Source organism: Saprospira grandis (assembly GCF_027594745.1).
GTDB classification, from domain to species: Bacteria; Bacteroidota; Bacteroidia; order Chitinophagales; family Saprospiraceae; genus Saprospira; species Saprospira grandis.
This window is the reverse complement of record NZ_CP110854.1, coordinates 2,578,133-2,599,400: the sequence shown is the minus strand read 5'-3', so window position 1 is coordinate 2,599,400 and position 21,268 is coordinate 2,578,133. Positions and strand designations below refer to the sequence as shown.

Annotated in this window: 17 protein-coding genes; 8 read left to right on the top strand and 9 right to left on the bottom strand. The window is 47.3% G+C overall.

Features of this window, described 5'->3' with window-relative positions; all coding sequences use genetic code 11:
• Entirely contained in the window at positions 1-897 is an 897-nt protein-coding gene (gene folD, locus OP864_RS10355) for a bifunctional methylenetetrahydrofolate dehydrogenase/methenyltetrahydrofolate cyclohydrolase FolD (RefSeq protein ID WP_270098127.1), read from the bottom strand.
• A 317-nt stretch (positions 898-1,214) separates the two neighbouring features.
• On the opposite strand from folD, the gene OP864_RS10350 reads away from it, so the two are divergent.
• Together OP864_RS10350 and OP864_RS10345 are read left to right on the top strand one after the other, a co-directional pair.
• Positions 1,215-2,741 (top strand): aromatic hydrocarbon degradation protein, encoded by a 1,527-nt coding sequence (locus OP864_RS10350; RefSeq protein WP_270098126.1) that lies wholly within the window; start codon positions 1,215-1,217, stop codon positions 2,739-2,741.
• Positions 2,742-2,832: 91 nt separating this feature from the next.
• Positions 2,833-3,441, top strand: coding sequence for a hypothetical protein (locus tag OP864_RS10345; protein ID WP_270098125.1), 609 nt, complete (start codon positions 2,833-2,835; stop codon positions 3,439-3,441).
• 396 nt (positions 3,442-3,837) lie between these two features.
• Here OP864_RS10345 and OP864_RS10340 read toward each other — a convergent pair whose 3' ends face one another.
• Positions 3,838-4,329, bottom strand: coding sequence for a GAF domain-containing protein (locus OP864_RS10340; protein WP_270098124.1), 492 nt, complete (start codon positions 4,327-4,329; stop codon positions 3,838-3,840).
• A 54-nt stretch (positions 4,330-4,383) separates the two neighbouring features.
• On the opposite strand from OP864_RS10340, the gene OP864_RS10335 reads away from it, so the two are divergent.
• Together OP864_RS10335 and OP864_RS10330 are read left to right on the top strand one after the other, a co-directional pair.
• Positions 4,384-5,544: a hypothetical protein gene (locus OP864_RS10335; protein ID WP_270098123.1), complete on the top strand. Its 1,161-nt coding sequence runs from the start codon at positions 4,384-4,386 to the stop codon at positions 5,542-5,544.
• A gap of 115 nt (positions 5,545-5,659) precedes the next feature.
• A complete protein-coding gene (locus OP864_RS10330; RefSeq protein WP_015692931.1) occupies positions 5,660-8,062 on the top strand; it encodes an endonuclease MutS2 in 2,403 nt (800 codons plus the stop codon).
• 509 nt (positions 8,063-8,571) lie between these two features.
• Here the strand turns inward: OP864_RS10330 and OP864_RS10325 are convergent.
• Both OP864_RS10325 and OP864_RS10320 read right to left on the bottom strand, forming a co-directional pair.
• Positions 8,572-9,225 carry an SMI1/KNR4 family protein gene (locus OP864_RS10325; protein ID WP_270098122.1) on the bottom strand — a complete coding sequence of 218 codons (654 nt, stop codon included), beginning with the start codon at positions 9,223-9,225 and terminating at the stop codon, positions 8,572-8,574.
• A gap of 242 nt (positions 9,226-9,467) precedes the next feature.
• Positions 9,468-10,262: a DUF4625 domain-containing protein gene (locus OP864_RS10320; protein WP_270098121.1), complete on the bottom strand. Its 795-nt coding sequence runs from the start codon at positions 10,260-10,262 to the stop codon at positions 9,468-9,470.
• Between the two features lie 110 nt (positions 10,263-10,372).
• Here OP864_RS10320 and OP864_RS10315 point away from each other — a divergent pair, with 110 nt between their 5' ends.
• The gene (locus OP864_RS10315; RefSeq protein ID WP_270098120.1) at positions 10,373-12,739 is read left to right on the top strand and encodes a TonB-dependent receptor; all 2,367 of its coding nucleotides are present in this window, start codon (positions 10,373-10,375) and stop codon (positions 12,737-12,739) included.
• Positions 12,740-12,786: 47 nt separating this feature from the next.
• Here the strand turns inward: OP864_RS10315 and porN are convergent, their stop codons facing one another.
• From porN to OP864_RS10295, 4 genes are all read right to left on the bottom strand, one after another.
• Positions 12,787-13,605 (bottom strand): type IX secretion system ring subunit PorN/GldN, encoded by an 819-nt coding sequence (gene porN, locus OP864_RS10310; protein WP_270098119.1) that lies wholly within the window; start codon positions 13,603-13,605, stop codon positions 12,787-12,789.
• 590 nt (positions 13,606-14,195) lie between these two features.
• On the bottom strand, positions 14,196-14,738 hold the full coding sequence (locus tag OP864_RS10305; protein ID WP_270098118.1) for a hypothetical protein: 543 nt from the start codon (positions 14,736-14,738) through the stop codon (positions 14,196-14,198).
• Between the two features lie 26 nt (positions 14,739-14,764).
• Positions 14,765-15,262 (bottom strand): hypothetical protein, encoded by a 498-nt coding sequence (locus OP864_RS10300; protein WP_270098117.1) that lies wholly within the window; start codon positions 15,260-15,262, stop codon positions 14,765-14,767.
• An 89-nt stretch (positions 15,263-15,351) separates the two neighbouring features.
• Positions 15,352-15,840, bottom strand: coding sequence for a hypothetical protein (locus tag OP864_RS10295; protein ID WP_270098116.1), 489 nt, complete (start codon positions 15,838-15,840; stop codon positions 15,352-15,354).
• Positions 15,841-16,628: 788 nt separating this feature from the next.
• Here OP864_RS10295 and OP864_RS10290 point away from each other — a divergent pair.
• From OP864_RS10290 to OP864_RS10280, 3 genes are all read left to right on the top strand, one after another.
• On the top strand, positions 16,629-17,459 hold the full coding sequence (locus tag OP864_RS10290; RefSeq protein WP_015692921.1) for a septal ring lytic transglycosylase RlpA family protein: 831 nt from the start codon (positions 16,629-16,631) through the stop codon (positions 17,457-17,459).
• A gap of 60 nt (positions 17,460-17,519) precedes the next feature.
• On the top strand, positions 17,520-18,434 hold the full coding sequence (locus tag OP864_RS10285) for a mechanosensitive ion channel family protein (protein ID WP_270098115.1): 915 nt from the start codon (positions 17,520-17,522) through the stop codon (positions 18,432-18,434).
• A gap of 121 nt (positions 18,435-18,555) precedes the next feature.
• A complete protein-coding gene (locus OP864_RS10280) occupies positions 18,556-19,341 on the top strand; it encodes a CIS tube protein (RefSeq protein WP_270098114.1) in 786 nt (261 codons plus the stop codon).
• An 80-nt stretch (positions 19,342-19,421) separates the two neighbouring features.
• On the opposite strand, the gene OP864_RS10275 is transcribed toward OP864_RS10280, so the two are convergent.
• A complete protein-coding gene (locus OP864_RS10275) occupies positions 19,422-21,074 on the bottom strand; it encodes a VWA domain-containing protein (RefSeq protein WP_270098113.1) in 1,653 nt (550 codons plus the stop codon).
• Between the last annotated feature and the right edge of the window lie 194 nt (positions 21,075-21,268).

Sequence of the window (21,268 nt, the reverse complement as noted above, 5' to 3'; positions counted from 1 at the left end):
TTATTGCTTTTCTAGGGCTTTGCCTGCGCCTGTTTTATAGGCTTTTAGGCAGTTCATCAATAAGGATACTACGGTCATGGGACCAACTCCACCGGGTACGGGCGTGATGGCCGACACCTTTTCTTTTACTCCCTCAAAATCTACATCTCCAACCAGACGATAGCCTCTTTTGGCCTTGGGGTCGTCTATGGCGTTGATGCCCACATCTAAGATAATGGCGCCTTCTTTCACCATATCGGCGGTCAGGAAGTTGGCCTGACCAATAGCGGCTACAATAATATCGGCCCGTCGACAATGTTCGGCCATGTTTTGGCTGCGGCTGTGCAATACCGTAACCGTACAATTTCCCTGCGGATGTTTGCGAGAAAGCAAAACACTCATCGGGCGGCCCACAATGTTCGAACGACCAATCACTACGGCTTCTTTGCCCGATGTTTCCATCCCATAACGCTCCAAAAGGGTAATCATGCCCATAGGCGTAGCGGGCAAATAAGAGTCTTCGCCCAAAAGCATCTGGCCCAAATTATAGGGATGAAAGCCATCCACATCTTTTTCGGGCGCAACCGCCTGCGTTACCAAATGTTCATCTATATGTGCCGGCAAGGGCAACTGCAAAATATAGCCATCTACTTCGGGGTCTTGATTGAGCGCAGCTATTTCCGCCAATAAGTCCTCCTGAGCAATATCTACGGGCAGTTTTTTCAAGCTAGACCGAAAATTGGCTCTTTCGCAAGCTCGCATTTTGTTGCGCACATAACTGGCCGAAGCAGGATGTTCTCCCACTAAAACCGCCACCAAATGAGGGGGGCGACCGCCTTGGGCGACAATTTGCTCTACTTCCGCTTTGAGCTCTAATTGAATACTTTGAGAGAGGGCTTTACCATCTAAAAGTTGCATGGACCTATTTCTTTGAGGGTGGTTTAATGCCCCCAAAAATAGCCTATTTTAGGCAGCCCACTGGATTATTTTCCTTTTTTTTTCTCTTCCTACTATTTTGGGGCTGCCCCGCCCTGCGGGCGGGTCGGGCTGTTTCAGGGCTCGCAGGTCTGCTCGGCCCTGCGCGGGCTTTGCCCGCTGGGTCTGGCCTGACGGCCACCCTTGTCCATCCCTCAGCCGGGGCGGCTGCGCCGCCCCCCTACCGCAAAAAGAGGATGGCGCTAAAATTGAGTCTTCTAAAAGACTTGTCTTAAATTAAATGTCTTAAAATAAATCTTATGAACAAGTTTAGTCTTTTTGTCTTTTTCTCCATCTTTAGTTCGGCCCTAATGGCCCAAATAAGCAGCGATGCCCTGCTCTTTTCCGAACGCTTGCAGCCCAATACTGCCCGCAGCATGGCGGTTGGCGGCGCCCTGGGCGCCCTTGGAGCCGATATGAGCAGCCTCAATGGCAATCCCGCTGGCCTTGCCGTTTACCGAGGCTCGGAGTTTAGTATTAGCCCCGGCCTACAGTTTGCCAATATCCAAAGCCAATTTTTAGCCGATAGTACCCTGCCCCGCTCTAGCAACAACCGCCTAAGTTTTAACCTTGGCTCTGTAGGACTTGTCTTGGCCCAAGAACAAAGTACAGATTGGCGCTATGTCAATTTTGGCCTTAGCTTCGGCCGAACGGCCTCTTTTAATCGGACCTATTCTTTTTCTGGAACCTCTACCGGCTCTCGCATTATTAACTTCACCCAAGAGGCTAATGCCGCCAATGCCCTGCCCGATGATTTAGACCCCTTTGAAGAACGCCTCGCTTGGGATGCCTATTTTATTGATAATCCTGGCGGCGGTAGCGATTATGTAGGCTCGGTGGTCGATTCTAATCGCGCTTATATTCAAAAAAGCCAATTGGTCCGCCAATCGGGCGGCATCAATGAGCTCAATATTGCCCTAGCGGGTAATTACAAAAACAGGCTTTATATTGGTGGAAGCCTAGGCATTACCTTTCTCAACTTCCGAGACTTTAGAAGCTATAGCGAGACCGAACCTACAGGAAACATGGACTTTAAAAGCCTCAACTTCGATGAGATTCGGACGGTAAAAGGAACAGGCATCAACCTTAAACTAGGCCTTATTTATAGAGTCAATAAACGCCTTAGAGTAGGCCTCAGTATGCATACGCCCACGGCCATGAGTCTGACCGAAAACCTAGATACCGAACTTAGCGGGGCGGTGGTCTGGAACGATACCCTCCGCGAAACTTCTGCTACAGAACCTTGGGTCTCTCCTACCGCAGAATATAAACAAGACTTTTTCTCTCCCTGGGTTTTTGCCCTTAGTATGGGCCATACCTTTGGCGGAAAAACCGACCCCATTAAGGGCTATTTGGGCATAGATGGCGAATACCTCAATTATGCAGGCAGTAGCTATGCACTCCAAGCCTCGGATGAAAATGCTACCGCTGGAGACCAAGCCTTTATTGATGCGGTGAATAACGCAATTACTGATACTTATCAGGGCGCCTACCGCCTTAGAGTGGGTGGCGAAATTGCCATCAATTCGCTTCGTCTAAGAGCGAGCTACCGCCTACAAAGCTCCCCTTATTTGGACCAAGTGAAGGGGGTAAACGATTTGCGCCATGATATTACTGCGGGCTTTGGCTTTCGCCAAGAGCATGTCTTTTTTGACCTTAGCTATATGCGGAGCATCAGAGATTTTGAATACTCGCCCTATTATGCTACTTCTAGCTATAATAACCCTAGAACGAGCAATAGCGAAACTATTGGGCTCTTTATGATGACCCTAGGCTTTAGATTTTAAGTATAAGCCCCTCCCCAATTAGAGGAAGAGGACCAACTGCGTTTTGCAGTTGGTCCTCTTTTTTTAGCTGAAATGCTATGGCTGGCCCTATTTGACAGAAATCAAACAGCTCATCAAAACCTTTTTGCCCTATTCTGCAACTGCAAAATGGTATATTACAGTTGCGGCAAGCTATTCTGCAACTGCAAAACGGCATATTACAGTTGCGGCAAGCTATTCTGCAACTGCAAAACGGCATATTACAGTTGCGGCAAGCTATTCTGCAACTGCAAAACGGCATATTACAGTTGCGGCAAGCTATTCTGCAACTGCAAAACGGCATATTACAGTTGCGGCAAGCTATTCTGCAACTGCAAAACGGCATATTACAGTTGCGGCAAGCTATTCTGCAACTGCAAAACGGCATATTACAGTTGCGGCAAGCTATTCTGCAACTGCAAAACGGCATATTACAGTTGCGGCAAGCTATTCTGCAACTGCAAAACGGCATATTACAGTTGCGGCAAGCTATTCTGCAACTGCAAAACGGCATATTACAGTTGCGGCAAGCTATTCTGAAGATGCAGAACAGCATATTCCATTTCGAGGAAGCTATTCTGAAGATGCAGAACGGCATATTCCGGAACTGTTCAGAATTTTGTGTATCCGAATAAAATTTTGGTATTTGGCCAATAATCGCCTAGGGACAGAAAAGGCGTAAACAGTCTCCAAAATGTTAGACAATATCTCATAGACATGGGCTAAAGCCCTTGTTTGCTGATAGGGCCTAGGGAAAGAGAAAATCCCCTCGAATGAGGGGATGGCAATTTTTTAGTTAGCCTAGGGCCTTGGCCCTAGGGTTTCTATAAATTTTAGGCGAGGAATATATAGTAGGCAGCAAAAAGGGCAGAAACAAAATTTCAAACAGTCTCTTTTTGCCCTAGATATCCATCCTACAGGGCCGAAGGCCCGCAGGCTGAGGGGCTGTAGCAGGGCCGCCGAAGGCGGCAGACCTAGCGGGCGCAGCCCGCGCAGGGCCGAGCAGACCTGCGAGCTGCGCAATGGCCCGACCCGCCCGCAGGGCGGGGCAGCCCCAAAACAGCAGCAGAACAGAACACTAACTCAAAAACTGTTTTTCTAGGGCGCTTTGAGCAAACTGCTCGGCCAATAATTGTTCGAGAAACTGTTGGTCTAGCTCATCGAAGGCGGCCTTTTCGGTACTATCTACATCAAAGACGGCAATGAGCTGGCCCTGAGGGTCAAAAACGGGCAGAACAATCTCCGAATTAGTTCGGCTATCGCAGGCCAGATGTTCGGGATCGGCATGTACATCCTGAATCAGTTGTGTTTGGCCCAGGCGGGCGGCTCGGCCACAGATGCCACGATCTAGACCAATATGCAAGCAGCCTAAAGTACCTTGATAAGGGCCCACAATCAGCGCGCCCTTATGCATACAATAAAAGCCCACCCAAAAATAGTAAGGCAGATGCGACTTGAGAATACAATTTATCGTACTCATTTTAAGGACCATCTGGCTTTCATCCTGCAAAACGGCCTTGATTTCGGCTAGGGCCGCGGTATAGGCCTGCTCTTTTTCTGTTTTATTCATTAAATTTGTAGGCTGCATTTATCCTTATGATTTAGAACTAAAAAAAAACAACTTATGAACGTACAACATTACCTTCTCCTCCTTTTTCTTTTGTTGGGGGGCCAAAGTTGGGCCCAAGCCGATCTGCTCATTCAGAGCCCCGATAACTATGAGTTTTATGTAGGGATTGATGGCCGACAACAATCGGAAAAAGCAACAGCGCATCTTCGTTTGCGCAAATTTGTAGAAGGCAACTACTTTTTACGCATCGAATTTACAGATAAAAAGTTGGGCCTCTTGAAACAGAATGTAGTTTTGGACAAAGGCTTTTGTTCGGTCTATAAGATCGTCAAAATCAATGACCGAATGGTCTTGAAATCAGAAAGTCGAATTGCCCTTAATGCCGAAACTCCTGCTCCAGATCTAGACCTTGCCTATAGCAAAGAAGGGGTAGGCCCAGCCGTAGCCAGCAAAGCCCCTCAGGGCAATAAAGGCGAGAGCAAGCGATTTGGGGGCTATCAAGCCAATAATAATACAAATACCATTGACGAATCGCAATATCCCAAAACCATTACGACCATCCGCTACCAATTAGAGGACAAAGATGAGGGGGGACAAGAAGTGGTAGAGCTCAAAGAAATTGAGACCCAAACTGTAGTAGAGCGAGGCGGACAAAAAATGCTGCGCCGCCGTAAAGAGAAGCGCGAAAAAGTGACTGCTTTTACGAGCTTGCCCATGCAGCCCGTTCTTTATGATAGCCTCTTTTCTATTTGTTTTGATGCAGAGAACAGCTATGAGCAGGCGGTCCGTCTATTTCAAGGCGCTTGCCTAACGCCCAACCAAAGCAGCCGTTTGCTTGGCATGCTGTCTAAGGAGGAAGCGGCCAAATTGCCTCAGCAAGCCCAGTTGCGCTGTGCTTATCCGCCCAACTGTAAGTTTGAGGCCGCCAGCCTGCCTAGCGAAACAGATATTGCCCAAACAGAAAAAGAAGTGGTGGAAGAAGTTAAAAAAGAGGTAGAAGTTGAAATAGAAGAAAAACCCAAAACAGCTGCCGAGCTCAAAGCCGAACTCAAAGCGGCCAAAAAAGCCGAGAAAGCCCGCAAAAAGGCCGAGAAGAAAGCCGCCAAAGAAAAACGCAAAGCCGAAAAAGCAGCAGCCAAGGCCAAACGCAAAGCCGAAAAGGCCGCCGCCAAAGAAGCCAAGCGCAAAGCGAAGGAAGCAAAAAAGAAGAAATAGGCTTGAACTATTTCCGCTTTTCTGCTCTTTGGTTAGCAGCTGAATTAAAAAATTAGACCCCAAGAACTGCCCAATTGGGCAGTTCTTGTTTTAGAACAGACATTATTTTACTGTCATGAACTTAGCACCGAAAGACCTCTATCAGAAATTAGAATTTGATAAGGTCCTAGAACGATTACAGGAGTACTGCCTTGGAGAATTGGGGCGGGCTCATTTTGCCGAATTGCGCCTGAGCCAAAACCCTCAGGAAATTGAACGCTCCTTGCAGGAGTCTTTTGAGTTTCTACAAACCTATGAGCAAAATCATAGCATCCCGCTGCGGGTCTATCATAGTATAGAGGCCGACCTAAAGATGCTCAAAATTGAGGGCTATGTGCTTTCTGTAGATAGCCTTCGGAATATTGCCAGCATTTTGCTCTGTACAGAGGCCCTTTTCCGTTTCTTCGATCCCAAAACAGAGCGCCGAGAGCTCTATCCTCATCTCTTTGATATTTTGAGGCCCCTACATTTTGAGCCCGAACTGCTCAAAGCCATTAACCAGGTGGTCGATGCCGAGGGGAATATCCGCCCAGATGCTTCGCCCGAATTGCAACGCATTGCCAGAATGCAAGGCTCTAAGCGGCAAGAAATGGATAAGAAGTTTAGACAAACGGCAGGCTTTTATCAAAGTAAAAACTGGTTGGCCGATTCGGTGGAGACGGTCCGTAATGGCCGCCGAGTACTAGCCGTACAGGCCGAGTACAAGCGGCAGTTAAGAGGGATTTTGCATGATGAGTCGGCTTCTGGCCGTACCGTATATATTGAGCCCGATGAGGTGATTGATTTGAATAATGACCTCTTTGACCTGGAACAGGAATACAAAAGAGAGATTTATCGGATCCTCAGAGATCTGAGTGCTTTGCTCCGTCCTTATGTGGAAGACCTTCGGGCTTTTCAGGACCTTATGCTGCGCTTTGATGTGATCCAAGCCAAAACCCAATTGGCCTACAAACTCAATGCGACCAAGCCTTTGCTGCGCCCCAAGCCCTTCTATAAAATTGAGAAGGCCTATCATCCGCTTTTGTTGCTGAAGAATAAGGAAGAGGGCGAGCCGGTGGTCCCTTTTAGCCTCAGTTTTGAGAAAGAGCAGCGCATTTTATTGCTTAGTGGTCCCAATGCTGGGGGTAAATCTATTACCCTGAAGGCCCTGGGCCTTTTGCAGATGATGCTGCAGGCGGGCCTTCTTCTTCCTATGGAGGAAGGGAGCGAAATGGGGGTCTTCGAGCAAATCTTTGCCGATATTGGCGACCAGCAGTCTTTGGAAGATGAGCTGAGTACCTATAGCTCTAGATTGGAAAATGCCCGCTATTTTATGAAGCAGGCCAATGCCAATACCTTGGTCCTCATTGATGAGTTTGGCTCGGGGACCGACCCTCAAATGGGGGGCGCTATTGCCGAGGCCATTTTGCGAGAGCTCAATAAGGCCAAGGTCTATGGGTTGATTACCACCCACTATGCCAACCTCAAGAGCTTCGCCTTTAACCAAAAAGGCCTTGTCAATGGCCATATGGTGTTTGATATGAATAGCCTGGCCCCCACTTACCAAATGCGCATCGGCCAACCCGGTAGCTCTTACGCTTTTGAAATTGCCGAAAAAACAGGACTGCCCTTTAAGGTGGTAGAGTATGCCAAACGAAAGGTGGGCAAAAAGGTGCATAACTTTGAGCAGATGCTCTCCGATTTGCAAAGAGAACGGCAAGAACTTAAGGAAAAAGAAGCCGAGGTGGCCGAACAACAGCGGCAGTTGGACCAGCTCATTAAGAATTATAATTATGCGCAAAAAGATTTAGAGTTTGGGCGCAAAAAGCTCAAATTGCAAGTCCGTGAGCAAGAAATGCTGGCCCTACAACAAGACCGCCAAGACCTAAAGGATGCCCTCAAGGAGCTCCGTGAGGCCGAAAACAAAGCCAATGCCCGCGCCAAAGCCGAGGCCCTTTTGGCCAAAAACCGAGAGCAACAAGCCGAACTGACTGAAAAGGTCGATGATATTAAGGAAAATATTTATCAGGCTTATCATCAGCAAGTGAAGGGCGAAATTGTGGTAGGTTCTCAGGTCCGATTGCGAGCTGGCGGCATGCTGGGCGTGGTCCGAGAAATCAAGAAAAAGGAAGCCCTAGTCGAGCTAGAGCACATTAGTTTGAGCGTAAAATTGCGCGACCTCATTTTGGTGGAAGGCGCCTTTGAAAAGAAACAGGCCAATACGGTAAAAACCAATTTACAGAGCCAATCTCAGGTTTTTGATGCCAAAATTGATATTCGGGGAATGCGCTATGAGGATGCCGTAGAACGCCTACAGATTTTTCTAGACAAGGCCCTGATGTCGAATGCCTATGAAGTGGAAATTATTCACGGAAAGGGCTCTGGTGTTTTGCGGCGGGCCGTGCAGAAAAAACTGCGGGAGTATCCCAATGTAAAGGACAGCTTTTTTGCCGCCCCCCAACAAGGCGGAGATGGCAAAACCATTGTTCAGTTCGAGTAAAAACAGAAACAGTCTACATGCAGTTGTAGGCTGTTTTTTTTGGGGCCTCCCGCCTGCGGCGGGCGCTACGTTTACTCCCCTTGGTCGTCGAACTGCAGACTAAAGTCCTTGTTGTCGCAGCTCGCTGATTTTTTGGGGCCTCCGCTGCGGCTTCGCCTTGCGGCGCTACGTTTCGCAGCTCGCTGTTCGCTCGGCCCTGCGGCGGCAAAGCCGCCTGGGTCTGGCCTTCGGCCACTGCTGCACATCGCTAGGCCATTTGGCCTTCGGCCACTGCTGCACATCGCTAGGCCATTTGGCCTTCGGCCACTGCTGCAGATCGGTTACTCCCTTTGGTCGTCGAACTGTGCCCTAAAGGGCTTGTTGTGGCCATTTGGCCTTCGGCCACCCCGCCACATCGGTTACTCCCTTTGGTCGTCGAAGACGCCCTAAAGGGCTTGTTGTGGCCATTTGGGCCAAAGAAAAAGGGCGGCTAGCTCTGCTAGCCGCCCTGCAGAGGAAGCGTTTTGGTCCTATTCTTCTTTGACGACTTCAAAGCCTTCTAGGTCATCATTTTCGCTATCGTGCCAGAAGCTATGTTGGCTATCGTCGCTTACACCATTGAGGCGTTGTTTTTGGATAATCCCGCCCATTCTTTCTGAATAGCGGTAGTGGCCTTCTTCTAGATGGCGCACATATCGGCTGATCCAAGCCTCAAAAGAGGGGGCGAGTAGAATACGTTCGGCAGAGTCGCGGGGCATATAGATAATTTGGCCCAAATTGCCTTGGCGGCTAGGGGCAAAATCCATAAAAATGAAGCTGCCTGCTTTATCTGTAGTGAGGGGGAGCCAGTAGGGGTTCCACCACTCCATTCGGATGCCCTCTTGGGGTTCAGATTCTAGATCGTCGAATGCGCCCTCATCAAACTGATGGCGGAGTTGGGCCCAAATGCTGAGCATTTGCTCTAGAGGCAGTAAAATATGCGTATCAATCAGGCCCTCTTCAGATTCTGAGTATTGGCCATCATGGATGCGGTAAAATTCCTTAAAGGCTTGGGGGAGTTCTGAGCGAATAGCTCTTTCGATCGGCTCAAAATGTTCTTCTTCTGCGCCTCCATTCAAATCGTCTAGCAATAGGTTGGCATAGCGGTCTATCCAAGCTTCGAAGCGTTCCCAAATTTCTTTCATAACTAAAGTTGCAGTAAATATTTAAGCAGTAGGCTAAAGGGGCCGGAGCATTTGGCCGAGCATTTTCTGGACCGATGAGCGGCCTAGTGATGTGCAAGGGGGCGGCGAAGCCGCAGACCAAAGCCGCCGCAGGCGGCTGCAGGGCCGAGCAGACCTGCGAGCCCTGGAACGTAACGGCCGCCGAAGGCGGCAGGCCCCTAAAAAATAGAACACAAAGTTAAAGATTTATTCAGGGAATCCCACTAATTGAGCTGAATATCCACCGAGCTGCTTTCTGTGGTATTGCCCACCGCATCGATAATGCGCAAAAAGTAGCGGTAATTGCCTGCGGTCAGGCTGTTGGGGATGGTATAGGGCCAGTTAAAATTGTAGTTGGTTCCGCTGCCAGCGGTGAGGGCCAGTTCTTGGGCCAACTGCAGGTTTCCGGAGGGAGATTCATAGCGAAGTTCGAGTTTTCCGCCAGTGAGGTCCATATTATCGAGGGCCTCCCCTTCAAAGAAAATTTGGCTCCCTCGGTTGGCGATTAGGCTGCCTTGGGGGCTATTGAGGCGAATTTCGGGGGCGATACTATCTTGGCTAGAAATCAGCTTGATGCTATAGGCCGTGCTGCCGCCTGTTTCATTGCCCGAAGCATCGAGCAAGCGGAGCTGAAAATGGTAATTGCCCGCCCAGGCATCTGTGGGGGGAACATAAAAGAGCTCGAGATCCTGCTCGCTGCCGCTGAGGTCAATCAGATCGAGCACCGACCAGCTATCTAGGGTTGGGCTACGGTGGCCGTGGCAATCAAAATTGGCGTGAATATCTACTTTGAGCTGAGAAAGTTCCTCATTATCAATTAGGCCCAAATTCATTTTGAGGGTATCGCCAGTTCGGAGAGGAATCACATTATCAGGCTCTAATTGGCCGCAAATCGTATCCGAAACCCTATTGGGGCTAAAACTATATATATTTAGAATGGGGGCACGCAGATCGGTTTCGGCAGGTTGGCAGGCCTGCAAAAAGAAAAGGCCGAGGAGGAAAAGGGCGAAGCGTTTCATATTTTAACAAATTTTAAGCGAGATAAGGAGGCAAAGTTAAGACATTAGTTGCAACGGTGTTGCAGAAAAGCTGTACTTTTGTAGGAGCTTAACAAGATGAAGCCCTAATTATGCGCAATTTATACATTTTACTTTGTTTTTGGCCCATTTTCCTTTGGGGCCAAGATTATCAGATTCATGGGGAGGTTTACGATTATGAGAGCCATGAATTAGTCTTGGGGCAGCCCGTTCTTCTATTACCCGACAGTTTGGGCCAGCTCACTGATTTTGAGGGTCATTTTCATTTTGAGCTTTCGGGAGAGTTGGGCGACAGCCTTGAGTTGCAAGCCTTTGGGGAGCAGGGTAGTTTTGTATCCAAACGCTTTGTTTTGGGCCTTGAAAAAGACATCCACCTTCATTTATACTTGGCTGCGGATGCCAATTGTTTGCGTTGTCAGGAGGTGGATGTGGTTTTGGTGCAGGAGCAAGATTTGGGCCCCAAGCCGCAGCCCTCTCAGCAGCTATTGAATGCAGAAAATATTCAGAAAAACTTGGCGGGAAATTTAGCCCAGAGCTTAGCCGAAATTCCGGGGGTTTCGGCCTTATCGGTGGGAGTAGGCATTGCCAAGCCGATTATTCGGGGGCAAATGGGCAATCGGGTACAATTGCTAGAGGGGAATTTGGCCCAAGAGGGGCAACAATGGGGCAATGACCATGGTCTGGCCATAGATGCCTTGAGTGTAGGCCGTATGGAGCTGACGAAGGGAGCGGGTAGTTTGCGTTATGGCTCAGATGCCTTGGGCGGCAGCATTCGCCTCTTGCCGGCTAAGGTAGCGCCACACAACAGTTGGCAGGGGCAAATCTTGCTTTTGGGCAAAAGCAACAATGAACATTTGGGGCTAAACCTACAATTGGGTCGCAACTGGCACAACTACTTTTGGCAGCTTCAATATAGTGAGCAGCGCTATGGGGATTATCGAGTACCTGCCGATGAATTTGTCTATCAGGGCTTTGTTTTGCCTTTGTATGAGCAGCGCTTGAAGAATACGGCTGGACAAGAGCGATCTGGCAAGATAGTACTGGGCAAACTCTGGAAAAAAGGGGGCTTGCGTTGGACCAACAGTTTGTACCAGATGAAAGGCGGTTTATTTTCTGGGGCCATGGGGGTGCCCAGAGCCTATGAGTTGCAGCCCGATGGCAATTGGCGAGATATAGATTTTCCCTCTCAAGCGATTCGACATTTTAAGTCTTTTCTCAACTTCAACTATCAGCTGAGCAAACAAAAGGCCCTATATATTGACCTAGGTTGGCAGCAAAACTTGCGAGAAGAGTTTGCTTTTCCACATTTGCACAACCGCCCGGCCGATGCTAATGACCGCTTGGCCTTAGCGCTAAATTTGAGCACTTTTTCGGGCCGTCTAGAGCTGCGACAAAACTACAAATCCTGGGAGCTTGCCTATGGGGTTTCTGGCCAAAGCCAAAACAACAAAAGAGGCGGTTTTGACTTTTTGATTCCCGCTTTTGAGCAGCAGAAGTTAGGGGCCTTTGCTTTAAGTCATTGGGTAAATAAAGAAGAGCGTTTGGGCCTTGATTTTGGCTTGCGTCTAGATTATCAGCAGTTGCAATCTACAGCCTTTGCTCAATCTTTTGATGTAGATGGGCAAAATATCAGCTTAGGGGCTGGGGCATTGGAACGACAATTTTGGGGCAGCTCGGCTAGTGTTGGGCTTTGGAAAAAACTGAATGCTTGGTCCAACATACAAGCGCAGCTCAGCAAGAGTTTTCGGCCGCCACATCCTGTAGAGCTATTGAGTGATGGGGTACATCATGGCAGTTTTCGACATGAAAAGGGGGATAGTAGTCTGGGCCCAGAGTCTGGCTATCAGTTTGATGCTAGCTGGAGCTGGCGCAAGGGTAATTTTGGGCTTTTGGCCGAGGCCTATGCGCATTATTTTGATGGTTATTTATATTTATCGCCTGCGCCTCGTTTTTCGCCCTTACCCGATGCGGGCCAACTGTATGAATATGAGCAGCAGGATGCTTTGTTTTCGGGCCTAGAGTTGCGCTATGATTATCGCTATAAAGGCTTTAAGTGGAAGCAATCCTTAGAATACCTATATAGCTATGGGCTAGAAACGGACTTGCCCCTCCCCTTTTCGCCTCCTCTTTCTGTTCGCTCTCAGTTGGCTTGGAGCAAAGACTGGGCGCCCAAAAAGGGCTTAAAAACGCTAGAAATAGCCTTGGGGCATCGTTATTGGGCCGCTCAAAACCAAGTAGCTAGAAATGAGAAGAGCACGCCTGCGGCTTCTCTTTGGGATCTGCGTTTAGATTTGGATTTTGTTTGGGGCAAGCAGCCTTTGTCTGTTCGATTCTTGGCCCAAAACCTATTCAATACGCCTTATTTGGCCCATTTGAGTCGCTACCGACAGCTAGAGTTGCCCGAGCAGGGCCGCAACATACAGCTACAGCTTCGTCTACCGATTATTGTTCGGGATTAAAGGGAAAGGCCCCAAATGCTAGTGCATTTGGGGCCTTTGTTTTGGGCCTAATTTCCATAGAAATCATGCTCAAAGTTGGCCATATCGTTTTTAATTTTCTCGGCTTGTAGCAGGCGGTCGGTCCCGCTATAAAGGTCTTGTAGGCGAAGGTCCCGCATATTGCTTTCCTTAGTGATATAGCTAGAAAACTGGCGGGCTTCAAAAACGTCAGCCCAAGACAACTGTCCTGCATCCTGAAAGCGGTTGGGGGCTTGTTCTTGGCCCAAGATGGGGCGCAGCTCGTCAAAATGGAACCAAAACATAGGGGTGGCCATCAAAAAGTTGCCATTGTCGTCATAAATATTGCGGATGGGGGCAATGCCTAGAATTTGGGTTTTGAGTTGGCCATCTTTTTTGTCTACATAGGCCACCTCTTTAATACGGAAGCGGGTTACATCTTTGGGGTTGATCCGAGTTTTGACCACCTCCCAATTATCGCCCATACAGCCGCCGTCTAGGTCCATGACAAAAAAGGTATCGGTTTGGTAGACATAGCCCATGGCCTCTTCATAATCCATTCGGCTAGAAAAATCCTCATTATAAACGCTGAGTTTTTTGTCTTCTAGGGCCTGGGTGAGTAGTTCAATCAGGGGGCGATTTTCATTGGCAAAATGCTGGTTTTGCAGTTCGCCCAATTCAATTTCTCTCCAGATGCGTTTTTCCCAAAGTACATCTCTTTCTTGCAGCTGGGGCCGGTGGATCACTGGCCGTTCTCCCCATGTTTTCTGGTAAATGTCATCTTGGGGCAGGCTGGCTTCTTGAGCAAAATTATTTTGGGCCAAAACAAAGATAAGGGCAAGGCTAAGATAAAGGCGGATCGTATTCATAAGGCTATTTTTTTAAGATGGTAGAAGCGCCGTTTGGCTGCTTTTGTCTCTTTATGCCCCCTCTTTTCAAAGGTTAGCCTTTGGGGCAAAATATTTTTATTTTTTATTTTTTATTTGGGGCTGCCCCTCGCTTCGCTCGGGTCGGGCTGTTTCGCAGCTCGCTGATCGCTCGGCCCTGCGCGGGCTGCGCCCGCTGGGTCTGCCGCCTTCGGCGGCCCTGCTGTCCATCCCTCAGCCTGCGGCGGCTTCGCCGCCTTAAAAATGGCATTTTGTTTAGACAGCCCTTTGGGCTGATTGGACCCGGCCGGCGGTAGGCGGCTGGCCACTTTTTTCTTTGCGCTTTAGCTAAAATTAGCCCTCAATATATTGCATTTCAGGCAAGGGGCTGCGGCAAAGCCGCCTCCGCCTGGGGGCCTATTGCAGCCTACGACTTCGGCCTCTTTGATTCAGAGCCTGAAACATTAAAGGCCTCAATATATTGCATTTCAGGCAAGGGGCTGCGGCAAAGCCGCCTCCGCCTGGGGGCAGGCCTTGTTGGCCTTGGGGGCCAACAAAGCCTGCATGGCCTTCGGCCCTACGGGCCTCAGCTTCTAATAATCAATATCATACAACTTCATATCCCGACTACTTTTGGCTTTATCATTAACTAAGCAGAAATAATAAGCCGTATCTGCCAAATCAAAAAAGCCATATTCATAGAGTTGATAACTAAAGTGCCCTGGAGTATTCGGATAAGGAAAAGCCTCCCTTTGGCCCTCTTGAACTAATATAATTTCATCGCTCCAGGCCTCCTTAATGATTAGGTCTCCCTTTTGGGCCTTTACCCAAAGCTTCCAAGATGCACCAGGTAGAGGTAGTTGTTTAGGCGTCCCAAAGGAGTCTATAACTATAAAATGAGTAGTGGGATACCCCTCTTTTTTAGCTAAGAGCATCCCCTTAAAATGAATTTTGTTAATCACCAACTGTTCACAATCCTCCCTACTGATTAGATAATCCCAACGGCCCAATAAAAAGAAAAGCAGAGCCGCTACAATAGCGATTACTATTACGGCTATTGTAAGGAAAGAGTAGATGTTATACACCCAATCAAGGAGCTTGTTAATGATTTTGAATGGTTTTTTAGTTGAGGACATATTGTTTGTTTGATATTATGCTGCCATCACTCCTTTTCTGGACGAAAAGGCCAGGGCAGCTCCTCAGACAGCTTAAGTTTAAAGATAAAGTCTGAAAAATCATCTCCATACTCATAGATATAGTTTTTCTTCTCTTTTTCCGAAGTCCATTGAAATTCAAAATAAAACTTCTTATCGGCCAATACTCTGGCTAAAGAGTTGCCAAAACTATTACAGTCTTTACAACTGCTTTCCTCCTCACAGGTCGGAATAATATTATAAACTCGATAAATAGAATCATTGGAGTTATTCTCTTTGATAAAGAATACGTAAAAAAGTGGCTGTTGTTTTATCTGTTCCCAGCGTTCTTCTGAGTTATATTTTAGCCCCTCTTCCTCTAGATTGAAATCAATATAAATAGAGGTACCTCTGTATCCAGGCATAGGAGGATAATATATAAACAAGCTCCTTGTACTATCCTGCTGCGCCTGAGCTAGCCAACTAAAAGAGAGCAAGAAAAATAGAATTAAAAGGTAGTTATTCATTGCTGGAGGGAGTTAAAAGGCTATTCTAAGGGAATAGGTTGATCAAGTGGTAGGTAGTCAGGACAAGCTTGCTGAAAAGAAATGCTCTTCTATTCTTCTGTTTGTTGCTGATCACTTTTGCGGCCATACTTTTTAAAACAAACTTGTAGCCGTTCATAGGCAGTAGCATAACCGGGCAAACTACTATTGGCCAAGGCAGCCAGTAAGTGATAAACCAAACTACTTTGGCCATAGGCCTCACTGCCCACTAAGGCGGCACTATCCTTTAAGCGCTTCAATAACTGCTCTACCTGAATAATGAGCTGCTGCAACTGCTCATATAGAGCCAAATCTTTCGCAATTTCATCGGCGCCAATATGAGGCGGCAAAGGCAAATCTACATAATTCATGACGGCTAGCGTCTCTTGTACAAAATGATGATGGTCCAAATTGATCCGCTTGAGCATTTTCCGCTCTTTGCTGTCTAGCTCTGTTAAAAAAGAAAGGATTTGTTGACAGTTGTCGAGCTGTTGTTTTAGGTCTTGCATCTCCTGATCTGTTAGTACTCTGGAGATCCGATTGAGATTTAAATTCGCCATATCGATCTGTTTTTTTGTAGTTTTTTTAGTTAGAACTTTGTCTATATGCTGTTTATGGCGAAAACTGCATTATTGTTACCTCTTTAGTCGGACTTTTTCTAAAAAAAGTAACTCTTCCGCTAAATGGAGCTAGCCGAAAGTTAGGTTGAGCTAATGAGGAGCTAGCTTGAGCAAGCATAAAGTTAGGTCGAGCTAATGAAAACCTAGGTCGAGCTAGTCGAAAGTTAGGTGGAGCTAATGAAAACCTAGCTCGAGCAAGTCGAAAGTTAGGTGGAGCTAATGAGGAGCTAGCTCGAGCAAGTAGGAAGTTAGGTCGAGCTAGTGAGCGCCTAGCTCGAGCAAACAAAAAGTTAGGTCGAGCTAATGAGGAGCTAGCTCGAGTAAGCAAGAAGTTAGGTCGAGCTAATGAAAACCTAGCTCGAGCTAGCAAAAAGTTAGCTCATGGAGGTTTTTTGTTAAGTTCAGTTAGTCTGCACTTTAACAAAAGTCTAACAAATTACCTAAGCCTCTGCCCCTAGACCGTAGAAAGAGCTACATTTAGTGCCGAAGCGGAAAGCCAAGAGCAGCACAACAGTTGAGCGGCCTAGCGATGCGAAAGGGGGCGGCGAAGCCGCAGACCAAGGCCGCCAGAGGCGGCTGCAGGGCCGAGCAGACCTGCGAGCCCTGAAGCGTAGCGCCTGCCGAAGGCAGGAGGCCCCAAAACATAGGGGGAAAAAAATCCTTTGCTAAAATATTGGGTCAATTAGGGTTGAACTTGTATATTGTTTTTCTAACAAATAGAAATCGTTATGAAACAAATCCTCTTTATCTTTTTGCTGACATTCAGCTTACAATGGGCCTCGGCCAACAATAATGATTTACCGCCTGCAGAAGTAGGGATTGCGACCTTTTACGACGACAGTTTTCATGGGCGCAGGACGGCTTGTAGTGGGGAGACCTATGACAAGACCCAGTTGACGGCGGCGCATAAGACCTTGCCTTGTGGGAGCATGATTCGGGTGACGCATGCGGGCAACAAGAAATCGGTAACGGTTCGGATTATTGACCGTGGGCCTTATATTGCTGGACAGATTGTTTCTTTATCGAGAGCAGCGGCGGCAGAGATTGGTTTATTGGCCGATGGTCAGGCCAAGGTAAAAGTGGAAGTAGTGAGTGCACAGCAGCCTAGTCCCAGAGTGGCTAAAAAGGAAGCGGAGGCGCCCAAAGCGGTGGCTAAAGCGGCCCCAAAGACGGCTCCAAGGCAAGTAGCGCCAGCCTCTAAGCCAGCGGTAAAAAGCACAAAGGCCGATGGGTTGAACATCATTAAAGAAGCTTCTGCCCTAGACAAAGGGGGGCTATACAAAATGCAGGTCCTCAAGTTGGAGCCCAAGGGTTTTGGCGTACAGGTAGCGGGATATAGCGACTATGAATCGGTGGTACAGCAAGTAGCTGTTTTGCAAAAAAACTGGTTTAAGGGCGCATTGGTCTATGCTGATGAGTTGAATGGCAAGCCCTACTACAAGATTATCATGGGGCCATTTTTCACTAAGGCCGAGGCCGAAAGCTATCGGAAAAACTTGCAGAAAAAGTACAAATTGAAAGGGGCCTTTGTTGTTGAGTTGGATAAATTGGACAAATAGGAATACCTTATATCATCTAATAAAAGGCGGCTTTGGCTGCCTTTTTTTGATTTTAGAACTATGTTTGAGCAGATACTAATATACTGGAAGCAGTACTTGGGGCAAGACTGGAACGACTGGCAGATCAAGCTAGCCTTATCTGTTGTTTTATGGATCTTTTTTAGTTTGCTCAAGCGGCTGCTCAAGAACTCGGTGGCTAGGCGGTTGAAGGGGAACCCCGTGGCTCGATACAACTGGAACAAAGGCATATCTTATATCATTAATGGAGTTTCATTGCTCTCCTTAGCCTTTTTGTGGTCCAACCAATTTGAGTCCTTTGCCACCTTTTTGGGCCTATTATCGGCGGGATTGGCCATTGCCTTTAGGGACCCCATAGTAAACATGGCGGGTTGGTACTACATTGTCTTGCGCAAACCCTTTAAGGTGGGCGACCGCATACAAGTAGGCGATAAAACGGGAGATGTCATTGACATCAAGCTCTTTGACTTTGTCATGTTAGAATTGGGCAACTGGGTACATAGCGACCAAAGCACGGGCCGGCTGTTGTCTATTCCGAATATGCGTGTTTTTAATACCGACATTGCCAACTACAATGCGACCTTAGACTTTATTTGGAACGAACTAGAGCTAGACATCACCTTTGATAGCAATTGGGCCAAAGCCAAATCTATTTTGACAGAGATCCTTAACCAAAAAGCGCCCACCTACTACGAGCAAGCTAGAGAGAACCTGCGCAACATGAGCGGAGAATACCTGATCTACTACAACAAACTCACGCCCATTGTCTATACCTCTGTAGAGCGAGAAGGGATACGTTTTTCCTTGCGCTATCTTTGTCCACCCAAGCAAAGAAGAGGATCGGCGGAGCAAATTTGGGAAAGCATCCTACTGGCCTTTGCCAAAGCGGAGGATATAGAATGGGCCTATCCGACGCAGCGAATTATAGGCTGGCCAGAAAATGAAAACAAGGCTTAGAGGCTTAACTTTTCAGTGGAAAAAATTTGACTAAAAGTCGAAATTTCAGCGGAAAAACAATATCTTTAAAGCACTCAACGACAAAATACTTCCTCGACTAACCATAAAACGCATTCTACTCATGCAGAAAGTAGTAATCACTGGCTATAAAGATGTTGCTTGCCAAGATGCAACGGGCAACGCCATTGCCTTGCAAGTAAACCCACAAGAACTACAGCTCGACTATAATATCTCTTATGGCGATAAGGGCGGTAGTGGTGGAGACACCAAAACCACCGAGCATGCTGGTGGAGAGTCGGCGCCTCTTCCTGGGGCAGCTAACTATGAAACGCCTGATTTAACGATTGAGACCGTAGTAGATGCCACGGGGGTATTGCCTGATCCAGGTGGATTACCCACTAGTGTGGGAGGAGCGATTATGGCGGCCATTAAGTTTGCCACCGGAACGCCCACGGTAGAAGATTATATCAAGAAGTTGAAAGACACTTGTTATTATTATGTAGAGGAGACCCACGGTCCTCCCTACCTTACCGTAACTTGGGGTTCTGTATTGCCTTCTCAATCGACCAATATTGTTTCTTCTAAGGGGGTATATAAGTGCCAGTTGCAGAGTTTGTCTGTAAAGTATGTTTTGTTTAGTGCGCAGGGGCATCCTGTTCGGGCAGAGCTAACCTTAAAGTTTAAGGGAGTGGAAGATCCAGAGGCTAGAGCCAAGGGTAACTCTCCTGACTTGAGTCACTTTATTGAAATTAAGCATGGCGATAACCTGCCTAAGCTTTGTGAAGATATTTATGGTAGTCCAGAGTTCTTTATGGCGGTGGCCAGAATCAACGACTTACCTTCTGTTTATGCGATTGAGCCAGGCATGCGCCTACTCTTTCCGCCTCTAGATAAGGCTTCTCGCTAGTTCTATTCGAGGAGGCTATAATAAAAAGGCTGCTGGATCTTGAAGATCCAGCAGCCTTTTTTTCTGCTTTTTTCTTTGTTTTAGGGTGTATTTCGGACCGATTGGGCCTCGATGAGCAGCGCTTGTTTGGCATTTTGGGCCGTAATATAATTATAGCTACCTTCTCCCCAGAGCACAATCTCTTGCAGATTATTCTTTACATAATCGTACTCTTTTTCAGAGAAATAGAAAATGCTGAGTTGAATATCTTTGCGGGCACTTTTTCGGATCAGGCGCTCTGTTTTTTTATCGAGGCTAAAATTGCCATCGGTGGCCATAATGATGCGATTATTTCCGCCCTCAATAAAGCTTTCTCTAGCAAGCAAATAGGCTTTTTGCAGGCCTAAATCGGCATTACTGCTCGTACGGACCTTTAATTCCTCCAAGATGCCCATAATTTTTTCTTGCTCTTGGCCAGAAATGGGCGGCAGCAGCAGCTCGGCTTTATCCGAATAGGCAATAATTGAAATATTATCTTCTTTACGCATCAAAGAAAGGAGCTGCGCCAAAGAACTTTTAAGTAGGGGCAGCTTTTCTTCATCCTCCATAGAAGAAGAAATATCAATGAGGAAAATGAGGTTATTGGTGGCAAAGCCCTCTAGGCTCGGCTCTCCCAATTTGGGCGGTTGCTCCTTAATTCGGGCCAAACTATCGGCTCTAGCCAGACTATCCCTGCGGTTTTTCTCCATCTGCGCCAAGGCCCAGGCGGGATCCGCTAGGCTATCCTTGCGCAAAGAATCAAAAGCGGGATGGTTTGGATATTTTAGCTCAAAAATAGGCGGCAACTCATCGGCTAGCAGTCTGGGCTCTGTGGTATAATCCAACATCTTATTATAGAGGGCCGTCAAGCCATTGCCATAGCGATTATAATGGCCCAGCATATCTCTATAATAGTGGTAATCGGCCCCCAAGGGCTTATTCTTATATTTTGTTTGGGCCAAATAAGAGCGGGCATCGGCCAGCAGCAGATCGGCCCGATTGATCATCTGCTCATAATAATCTCGGATGATTTCCTCATCTTTTGGAATAGCCCCCAAATATTGCGCTTTTTCCTTTTTAAGCTTGAAGATCAGGTTCTCAAAATACATGCAGTTGGCCTTAAAGCCTGCGCTGCGGTCTTTGGCCCGCACCCCTCGGCTAATTCGACGCCCCTCCTGCCATAACTCATCAAGTTCTAACAGAATATTGGCGTACAACTGATTCCTAACGGGCAGCTCATAATGATGAAAACTAGCGTCTAAGCGCCAATATAACTTTTCCTCTAAGGCATAGGCATCATAGTATAACAGCTCTATGCGCTCCAAATACTTATAGCCCTGCAATAGCTTCTCATCAGAACGGTAACGGCCCGTCTCCATGTACTGGGCCAAGGCCTCATAGAGCTCTTCCAATTCTTCTACGACCTTATGATATTGCCCAATCAATTCTAAGGGCTTCCCTCGCTCCTTAGAGGGAATATAAAAATTGTCATCATACAATTTGACATAAAGGTCTCGGGGCAAAACTGGAAAATAGTCGTAGTTCCGCAAAATGATCCTTTGATCAAAGGCAATATCTTTTTCGCCCTGCTCTATATAGTCATTAAAAGCATGATTCAAATAAGCAAAGTCATTTTCCATGATGTGTAAGGCATGCACCAACTCATTACTATATATAACGTAGTTGTTGTATGCCTCATGGGTCTGGGCAGACATAAGATCGCCTTGCGCCCTCCCAACTAGAGAGGACAGGCATAAAAGAAGGAAAATATATAAAACAGATGTTCTCATAGGCGATGGGGGGACAGCTTAAAGTCTATGACTTTAATGAATTCATTGCTTAGCTGCAGGAAGCTTTCAATGAATGCAATATCAACAGCAAGCCAACCTAAGGAATTTAAGCTGAACTT

Coding starts and splice junctions, on each gene's coding strand:
- folD (WP_270098127.1), bottom strand. CDS start 897: ATGCAACTTTTAGATGGTAAAGCCCTCTCTCAAAGTATTCAATTAGAG.
- OP864_RS10350 (WP_270098126.1), top strand. CDS start 1,215: ATGAACAAGTTTAGTCTTTTTGTCTTTTTCTCCATCTTTAGTTCGGCC.
- OP864_RS10340 (WP_270098124.1), bottom strand. CDS start 4,329: ATGAATAAAACAGAAAAAGAGCAGGCCTATACCGCGGCCCTAGCCGAA.
- OP864_RS10335 (WP_270098123.1), top strand. CDS start 4,384: ATGAACGTACAACATTACCTTCTCCTCCTTTTTCTTTTGTTGGGGGGC.
- OP864_RS10330 (WP_015692931.1), top strand. CDS start 5,660: ATGAACTTAGCACCGAAAGACCTCTATCAGAAATTAGAATTTGATAAG.
- OP864_RS10325 (WP_270098122.1), bottom strand. CDS start 9,225: ATGAAAGAAATTTGGGAACGCTTCGAAGCTTGGATAGACCGCTATGCC.
- OP864_RS10320 (WP_270098121.1), bottom strand. CDS start 10,262: ATGAAACGCTTCGCCCTTTTCCTCCTCGGCCTTTTCTTTTTGCAGGCC.
- OP864_RS10315 (WP_270098120.1), top strand. CDS start 10,373: ATGCGCAATTTATACATTTTACTTTGTTTTTGGCCCATTTTCCTTTGG.
- porN (WP_270098119.1), bottom strand. CDS start 13,605: ATGAATACGATCCGCCTTTATCTTAGCCTTGCCCTTATCTTTGTTTTG.
- OP864_RS10305 (WP_270098118.1), bottom strand. CDS start 14,738: ATGTCCTCAACTAAAAAACCATTCAAAATCATTAACAAGCTCCTTGAT.
- OP864_RS10300 (WP_270098117.1), bottom strand. CDS start 15,262: ATGAATAACTACCTTTTAATTCTATTTTTCTTGCTCTCTTTTAGTTGG.
- OP864_RS10295 (WP_270098116.1), bottom strand. CDS start 15,840: ATGGCGAATTTAAATCTCAATCGGATCTCCAGAGTACTAACAGATCAG.
- OP864_RS10290 (WP_015692921.1), top strand. CDS start 16,629: ATGAAACAAATCCTCTTTATCTTTTTGCTGACATTCAGCTTACAATGG.
- OP864_RS10285 (WP_270098115.1), top strand. CDS start 17,520: ATGTTTGAGCAGATACTAATATACTGGAAGCAGTACTTGGGGCAAGAC.
- OP864_RS10280 (WP_270098114.1), top strand. CDS start 18,556: ATGCAGAAAGTAGTAATCACTGGCTATAAAGATGTTGCTTGCCAAGAT.
- OP864_RS10275 (WP_270098113.1), bottom strand. CDS start 21,074: ATGTCTGCCCAGACCCATGAGGCATACAACAACTACGTTATATATAGT.